A 7,703-nucleotide genomic window follows, 5' to 3' on the forward strand; every position below is an offset into this window, starting at 1 on the left:
CCCGCCGGTCGTGCCGCCCATCGCGTGGCCCGCCGCGGTGCCCGCGCCGCCGCCCAGTGCGCCGCCGACGATGGCGCCCGTGCGTTCGCGCTTGTTCGACGTCACCGCGCCGCCTGCGCCGCCGCCCACGGCCCCGCCGATGATCGCGCCCGTGCTCCCGCCGACCGCGTTGCCGACCGCCGCGCCCGCGACACCGCCGAGCGCGCCGCCCAGAGCGTTGTTCGTGTCACCTGCCACGGCAGGCGCCGAGACCGCCACCATCGCGCCGACCATCGCTGCCATTCCGGCCCATTTCTTCAGCATCTGTCTGCCCTCGCCACTTTTCGAGATATCGATGCGCGAATTTAGCACCTTTCCGGTAAACCTATCGTAATGAAGCGTTAAATCCGGCATTCCACGGCGATCTCCATGGGAGCGGACACGCGTCGTCCGGGTGTCGCCGCCGGGATTGCAATCGGCGCGGCCGCCATCGACGGGTCGCGCACCCGCATCGCATCGAGCAGCACGCCCCGACTGCCTTCCTGCGTCCGCGATCCTGCATTACCATCGAGCGTCCGCCGCGCCTGCCCGCTGCCGGCAAGCGGGCCTCCAGCCACCTCCCCGTTCCCGCACTTCACTCATGCTCGCTCTCGTCATCCTCGCCGGCCTGTGGGCCGGCCTGCAGAACACTCTCGCCGGCGGCGGCTCGTTCGTCACACTGCCCGCGCTGATCGTGTCGGGCATGTCGCCGCTCTCGGCGAACATCACATCGACGGTCGCGCTGTTTCCCGCTCAGGTCACGACCGGCTGGGCGAGCCGCAACATGGTGCGCGGCGTCGGCAAGCTGTCGTTTCGGGCGATGTTCGCGATCAGCGTGGTCGGCGGCGCGCTCGGCGGGCTGCTGTTGCTGAAGACGCCTTCGTCGATCTTCTCGCGCCTCGTGCCGTGGCTCGTGCTGTTCGCGACGATCGTATTCGCGTGGGGCAGCTTCTTCCGCAAGCCGGGTGAAGGCACGGCCCACCTCGGCACCGTCCCCGCCGCGTTCTCGCAATTCATGATCGCGATCTACGGCGGCTACTTCGGCGGCGGGCTCGGCTTCCTGATGATGGCCGTGCTGACGATGGCCGGCCTGTCGCCGCGTCACGCGATGTCGACGAAGAACGCGCTCGCGGGCGTGATGAACGCATCGGCCGTCGTGCTGTTCCTGACGTCGCCGCACCTGCACTGGGGCAAGGCGCTCGCGCTCGGCGGCGGCGCGATCGTCGGCGGGCTGCTCGGCACGTGGGCGCTGCATCGCGTGAACGAACGCGTGCTGCGGATCGGGATCGTCTGCATCGGCGCATTGCTGACCATCGGGTTGTTCGTCAAGCCGATCTGACACACGCACACGCTTGTCGCCGCCACCGCAATTGATGAGCAAACCGCAAGACGTCCTTCTCATATCTCGTTTGCGGTGACGGCGGTGTCCGCCCACAATCCGGGTTGCCGTCGTCATCGCCCTCTCGCGGGCACCGACCGGCATTTCGCGGCCGCCATTCCGACTCACCGCCGGCGGCTCGGCACATCGCGTCACACACGCTCCCCCGACATCGGCGCCCCCGGCGGCAGAACGTTGCCGCCGCTGCCCGATGCGTTCCCGGCCAACAATAACTAGAGGTAGGAGATGCAGGACAATTCTTTGAGGCAAAGCCTCAAGCAACGGCACATCACGATGATCGCGCTTGGCGGCGTGATCGGCGCAGGCCTGTTCGTCGGCTCCGGCGCGATCATCGCGACCGCCGGCCCCGCGGCGATCCTGTCGTACCTGATCGGCGGCGTGATCGTCACGCTCGTCATGTTCATGCTCGGCGAAATGGCGTCCCGCAATCCCGACAGCGGCTCGTTCTCCACCTACGCGAGCAGCTATCTCGGCGAATGGGCCGGCTTCGCGGTCGGCTGGCTGTACTGGTTCAAGTCGATGATGACGATCACCGTCGAGGCGATCCTGCTCGGCGCGATCCTCAACGATTTCCTGCCGTGGCTGCCCGTGTGGGCCGGCGCGCTGTTCATGCTCGTGACGCTGATCGCGAGCAACGCGTACTCGGTGCGCTCGTTCGGTGAAGCGGAATACTGGCTGTCGTTCGCGAAGGTCGCGACGATCATCGTGTTCATGGCGCTCGGCGCATCGATCCTGCTCGGCTTCCAGCCGCGCATTCCGGCGCCCGGGCTCGTGAACCTCACGGATCACGGCGGCTTCATGCCGAACGGCATTTCGCCCGTGCTTGCCGGCGTGATGGTCGTGATCTTCTCGCTCGGCGGCAGCGAAATCGCGGCCGTCGCCGCGGGCGAATCGGAGAACCCGGGCAAGAACGTGATCCGCGCGATCAAGAGCGTGATCGTGCGCGTGATGGTGTTCTACGTCGGCTCGGTGTCGATCCTGATCCTGTGCATGCCGTGGACGGACAAGGCCAACCTGAAATCGCCGTACGTGTCGCTGTTCGGCATGGCGGGCTTCACGGGCGCGGCCGTCGCGATGAAGATCGTGCTGTTCGTGTCGTTCATGTCGGTGATGAACTCGTTCCTGTTCTCGAACTCGCGCATGCTGTTCTCGCTCAGCCAGCGCGGTCACGCGCCCGCGATGTTCGGCCGTACCAACGCGAAAGGCGTGCCGATGAACGCGCTCGTGCTGTGCCTCGCGATCTGCGTGTCGATCCTCGGCGTTCACTTCGTGAGCGGCAGCGACCTGTTCCTGATGCTCGCGAAAAGCAGCGGCGCGTTCGTGATGATCGTGTGGATCTTCATCATCGTCGCGCACTTCGCGATGCGCCGGCAGACGAAGCACGAGCGACGCGACCCGGCGGCGTTCCGCGCGTGGTTCTATCCGGTATCGAACTGGGTCGCGCTGCTGGCGCTCGTCGCCGTGCTCGGCTCGCAGGCATTCAACCCGGATTCGCGCTTCCAGTTCTGGTTCACGGTATCGACGGCGCTCGCGATCGTCGCGGCGTATTTCCTGCGCCGCAAGCCGGCCCAACTCGGCGAAACGGCCGGCGCGAAACTGCGCTGACCGTTGCCCTCGGCGGGCGGCGCGCTGGCCGGCGCCGCTCGGCCAGCCAGTTGCTCAACCGCCTGGCTTCTCGGCCGCTCAAGTGCCTGGCGGCTTAGCCGAACGGCCGCACGCCGATCAGCCAGCCGTGCAGGAACAGCACGAATACGGCCCAGACGACGAGCCCGGCCACGATCGCCACGACGTCGCCCGACAGCCTGCCTGCCGGATAACGAACGCCTTCGCGGCGGTCGCGCGCGCGCCACACGACGAAATCGACGAGCGACCAGACGAAGAAGGCGCCGAACAGCACGACGGCGTGCAGCGTGCCGTTCGCGAGCAGGTGCGCGATCGCCCAGACCGCCACGCCGGCCACCATCGGATGGCCGACGAGCGTCTTGATACGGTTGCCGGGCACGTAGGAGGCGGCGATGAGCACGAATGCGATCGCGGTCAGCATGCCGGTGAGGTGGCGCACACCGACCGGCGACACCCACAGCAGCGTCGCGCCCTGGCGCGCGATGCCGTAACCCCAGACGATCAGCACGAAGCCGATGATCGATGCGATCGCATAGGGGCCCTTCCAGCCTTTCTCGCCGATTCGCTCGATCGTCGCCGATCGCCAGCCGTCCGCGACGATCCGGATCGAGTGCACACCGAGGAAGATCGCTAAACCGAGAATCAGGACGAGCATCGGTTGTCTCCGTCTGGAATGATGGGTGGGGAAGCGTCCCGCGCGGCATACGATGCGCCGTTCGTTGGAGCCGGCGGCGAGGCCGGCGCGGGTCGCGCCAGTCACGGGTGCAACCCGCGCCGATCATAAACGCCGGGGCCGCCGTTGTGAAGCACGGGGGATGTGCGGTGCGGCAAGCCGCATGACTTTACGCACCTGCGTGGGCGCATTGCCTGGCACCTGTGATGCGTCGCGCGAATCGCGAATCGACCCGACACGTTCGAGATCGAAAGAAAGGAAAGCGAAATTCGCGAAAGTGTCGCTTCGCTCGACCGGCATCAGGTTTGCTTGCGCTTTGCCGGTGGTTTAGTTGCTGGTTTAGTTGCTGGTTTCGCTGCTGGTTTCGCTGCTGGTTTTGCTGCCGGTTTCGCTGCCGGTTTCGCTGCCGGTTTCGCTGTCGGTTTCGCTGCTGGTTTCGCTGCCGCCTTTGCCGCTGGCTTGGCCGCCGGTTTCGTTGCCCGCTTCACTGCCGGCTTTGCCGCAGACTTCTCCGCCGGCTTCGGCTTCGGCTTCGGCTTCGCCGTCGCTTTCGCCACCCGCTTCGCCACCGGTTCCGCCTCCGGCACCGGCTTCGCCGCCGCCCTCGTCTTCCGCTTCGGCGGCCCTGCCAGCAGCGCCGCGCGATATGCGCTGCGGCACCAGTCGAACAGCGCACCCGCATCCTCGAGCACGTCGGCCGGTGTTTCGTAGTAGCCCTCGAGCGAGACGGTACGCGTCGGCCTCGCATACGAGAACGGCCCCATCCCCGCCGCGACGAACGCCGGACGGTTCACGCCGTCGACACGCAGGAACAGCGACCCGCGCGACATGAAGCCGAACATCACGCCATCGAGCCGCATCGCCGCCCCGCTGAAGAACCGCGCGACCTCGACCTTGCCGAGCGGCGCGAGCTGATACGCGATCTCCTCGCCGTGTGCCTTCTCCGACTGCCAGCTCATGCTCGCTCCGTACAACGCTGCGTCCACGCGTCGAGCGCCGCGTCGTCGAAGCCGACCGCCGCCGCGCTTTCGCGAATCTGCCGCCACGTCGCGCGGTCGACCGGAATGCCGCCGGCCCCGCGCGCCGCGCGGCTCGCTTCTTCCGGCTCGCCGGGCACCTGTACCGGCGCGTCACCGGCCTGCGGCGACGCCTTGGCCCATGCGACGAACGCATCGGCTTCACGCTCCGCATCGGCCGCATCGAATGCCTTCGGGTCGATCAGCACCGACAGCATCCCGTTGACGATCGCGCTCGTCTTCTGCAGCGTGTCGCCGTAGGTCGTATGCCCGCCGACGAGCGCACCGCCGAAAATCTCGCACATCGCCGCCAGCGCGTACCCCTTGTGCAGCCCGAACGGCAGCAGCGCGCCGAACGGCTGCTCGTGCATCACGGCCGGATCGTCGGTCGGCTGGCCGCGATGATCGATCAGCGACCCGGCCGACACGCGCTTGCCCTGGTTGTACGCGACGCGCGTCTTGCCGTACGCGATCGCACTCGTCGCGAAATCGAGCAGCAGCGGCGGCCTGCCCGCACGCGGATACGCGGCGCAGAACGGGTTCGTGCCGAAGCGCGGATCGGCGCCGTGCAGCGGCGCGACCAGCAGGTCGCCCGGCACGTTGACGAAATGGAACGACACGAGCCCCGCGCGCGCGCACTGCTCGGCCCAGTGCCCGATGCGGCCGAGATGATGCACGTCGCGCAGCCCGATCGCGCAGATGCCCATGCGCCGCGCACGCTCGATCCCTTCGACCATCGCCTCGAACGCGATCACCTGGCCGAAGCCGCGCCCGCCGTCGATCGTCAGCACCGCGCCGCCGTCGCGGACGATCGACGCGTGCCCGTTCAGCTGCAACTGCCCTTCCCGCCACGACGCGACGTAGTTCGGGATCATCCCGATCCCGTGCGAATCGTGGCCCGCGAGATTCGCGCCGACCAGGTGATCGGCGACGAGCCGTGCCTCCCGCTCGTTGCTGCCGGCCCGTTCCCAGAGTGCCGCGACGAATGCATGCAGCGGTTCGGCGCGCATGCGCAGCGGTTCGGTATCGGGCGTCGGCAACGCGGTCATCGGCAAGGTTCCGTCAGGTCGGGTCGGGCAGTCGTGGCGCTCAGCGCGCGGTCGCGATCACGTCCGCGACCGCCGCCGTCAGCTTCTTCGCATACGGCACGTGCAGGAACTCGTTCGGGCCGTGTGCGTTCGACTTCGGCCCGAGCACGCCGCACACCATGAACTGGGCGGACGGGAAACCTTCCTGCAGCACGTTCATCAGCGGGATCGTGCCGCCGAGGCCCATGTACGCGCAATCGGCGCCGAAGTGGCGGCGCGACGCGGCATCGAGCGACGACGCGAGCCACGGCGCGAGATCCGGTGCGCTCCAGCCCGTCGCGGCACCCGCGTCCGGCTTGAACGTGACCTTCGCGTTATACGGCGGGTCGAGTTCGAGCAGTTCTTTCAGTTGCTGCACGGCCTGCGCGGCGTCGACGAGCGGCGGCAGGCGCAGCGACAGCTTGAACGCGGTGCGCGGACGCAGCACGTTGCCCGCATCCGCGAGCGCCGGCATGCCGGCCGCGCCGGTCACCGACAGCGACGGGCGCCACGTCGAATTCAGCAGCGCCTCGCGCGGATCGGTCGTGGTCGGCAGCACCGGCTTGCCGTCCGCGCCGCAGGCCCACGGCAGCCCCTTCCACACGGCGTCGCCGAGGATCGCGGCGGCTGCGTCGGCTTCGCGCACGCGGCTGTCGGGAATCTCGCAATGGAACACGCCCGGCAGCAGGTTGCCGTTCTTCGCATCTTCGAGGCGCTCGAACAGCTGGCGCATCACGCGGAAACTCGACGGCGCGATGCCGCCGAACACGCCCGAATGCACGCCTTCCTCGAGTACCTCGACCTGCAGGTCGCCGGACACCAGCCCGCGCAGCGACGTGGTGAGCCACATCTGGTCGTAGTTGCCGGCGCCCGAATCGAGGCACACGACGAGCGACACCTGGCCGAGCCGGTCGCGCAGCGCGTCGACGTACGGCAGCAGGTCGTAGCTGCCCGACTCCTCGCAGGTCTCGATCAGGCCGACGCAACGCGGCCGCTCGATGCCCTGCTCGTCGAGCGCGCCGAGCGCGGCGAGGCTCGCGTAGATCGCATAACCGTCGTCCGCGCCGCCTCGGCCGTACAGCTTGCCGTTCTCGTACTTCGGCGTCCACGGGCCGAGGTCCGCGCGCCAGCCGTCGAACTCGGGCTGCTTGTCGAGGTGGCCGTACAGCAGGATCGTGTCGGTGCTGCCCGAGCGCGTGGCGGGCGATTCGAAGAAGATCACCGGCGTGCGGCCCGGCAGGCGCACGATCTCGAGCTTCAGGCCCTTCACGGGCTGCTTCTCGGCCCACTGCGCGGCATCGGTGACGACGCGCTCGAGATAACCGCGTTTCGCCCAGTCGGGGTCGAACGCCGGGCTCTTCGCGGGGATCGCGATGTAGTCGGTCAGTGCGTGGAGGATTTCATCGTTCCACTTGCGCTCGATGAAGGTAACGAGCTTGTCATGGTCGAGGACGGGGGTAGTGTCGACGGAGGTCATGGTGGGGGTGCCTGGATCGGGCTGACGAAAACCCAGATGATACGCCGATGCTCCCGCGCCGGCGCCCCCTTCCCGGTCGCTCAGCGCGCCTGCGGAAACGCGTCGCGCAGCCCCGCCGCACATGCGAGCGCATCGCGCCACAGGCGCTGCGTCAGCTCGCCCGCGTCCTCTTCACGCGCGAGCGCCGCGGCCTCGCCCGACCACAGCACCGAGAAGTCGTCGCGGCCCTGCCGCTCGAACGCGCCGCGCAGCGGATCGACCATGGCCGTCGCGAGCGGAAACGCCGGCGCGAGCGCGCTCATCGGCCCCTGTTTGCGCATGAAACGCGTCAGCAGCCCGCGCGCGGGGCGGCCCGTGTACAGGTTGGTCAGGCGCGTGCCGTCGTCGCGCGCGGCGCGCACCGCCGCGCGATGCTGCGCCGAGCGGCCGG

Annotated in this window: 8 protein-coding genes; 2 read left to right on the forward strand and 6 right to left on the reverse strand. The window is 68.4% G+C overall.

The genetic code is table 11. From position 1 onward, the window contains the following. The coding region (locus L810_RS39160) for a hypothetical protein (RefSeq protein WP_042978107.1) at window positions 1-303 on the reverse strand (303 nt) is incomplete at its 3' end. Window positions 304-619: 316 nt separating this feature from the next. Here L810_RS39160 and L810_RS39165 point away from each other — a divergent pair. Then, window positions 620-1,357, forward strand: coding sequence for a sulfite exporter TauE/SafE family protein (locus tag L810_RS39165; protein ID WP_021163683.1), 738 nt, complete (start codon window positions 620-622; stop codon window positions 1,355-1,357). Between the two features lie 285 nt (window positions 1,358-1,642). Next, window positions 1,643-3,022 (forward strand): amino acid permease, encoded by a 1,380-nt coding sequence (locus tag L810_RS39170; protein ID WP_042978109.1) that lies wholly within the window; start codon window positions 1,643-1,645, stop codon window positions 3,020-3,022. A gap of 94 nt (window positions 3,023-3,116) precedes the next feature. Here L810_RS39170 and L810_RS39175 read toward each other — a convergent pair whose 3' ends face one another. From L810_RS39175 to L810_RS39195, 5 genes are all read right to left on the reverse strand, one after another. Beyond that, window positions 3,117-3,695 carry an NnrU family protein gene (locus L810_RS39175; RefSeq protein ID WP_021163685.1) on the reverse strand — a complete coding sequence of 193 codons (579 nt, stop codon included), beginning with the start codon at window positions 3,693-3,695 and terminating at the stop codon, window positions 3,117-3,119. Window positions 3,696-4,012: 317 nt separating this feature from the next. After that, window positions 4,013-4,672, reverse strand: coding sequence for a TfoX/Sxy family protein (locus L810_RS46535; RefSeq protein WP_021163687.1), 660 nt, complete (start codon window positions 4,670-4,672; stop codon window positions 4,013-4,015). Continuing rightward, on the reverse strand, window positions 4,669-5,778 hold the full coding sequence (locus tag L810_RS39185) for a malate/lactate/ureidoglycolate dehydrogenase (RefSeq protein WP_021163688.1): 1,110 nt from the start codon (window positions 5,776-5,778) through the stop codon (window positions 4,669-4,671). Before L810_RS39185 ends, L810_RS46535 begins: the two co-directional genes overlap by 4 nt. 40 nt (window positions 5,779-5,818) lie before the next feature. After that, a complete protein-coding gene (locus L810_RS39190) occupies window positions 5,819-7,273 on the reverse strand; it encodes a M20 family metallopeptidase (protein WP_021163689.1) in 1,455 nt (484 codons plus the stop codon). A gap of 80 nt (window positions 7,274-7,353) precedes the next feature. Then, window positions 7,354-7,703, reverse strand: a 350-nt coding sequence (locus L810_RS39195; RefSeq protein WP_042978113.1) for a nitronate monooxygenase, incomplete at its 5' end; no start/stop codon positions are given.

Origin of the sequence: Burkholderia sp. AU4i, assembly GCF_000466765.1 — a bacterium.
GTDB classification, from domain to species: Bacteria; Pseudomonadota; Gammaproteobacteria; order Burkholderiales; family Burkholderiaceae; genus Burkholderia; species Burkholderia cepacia.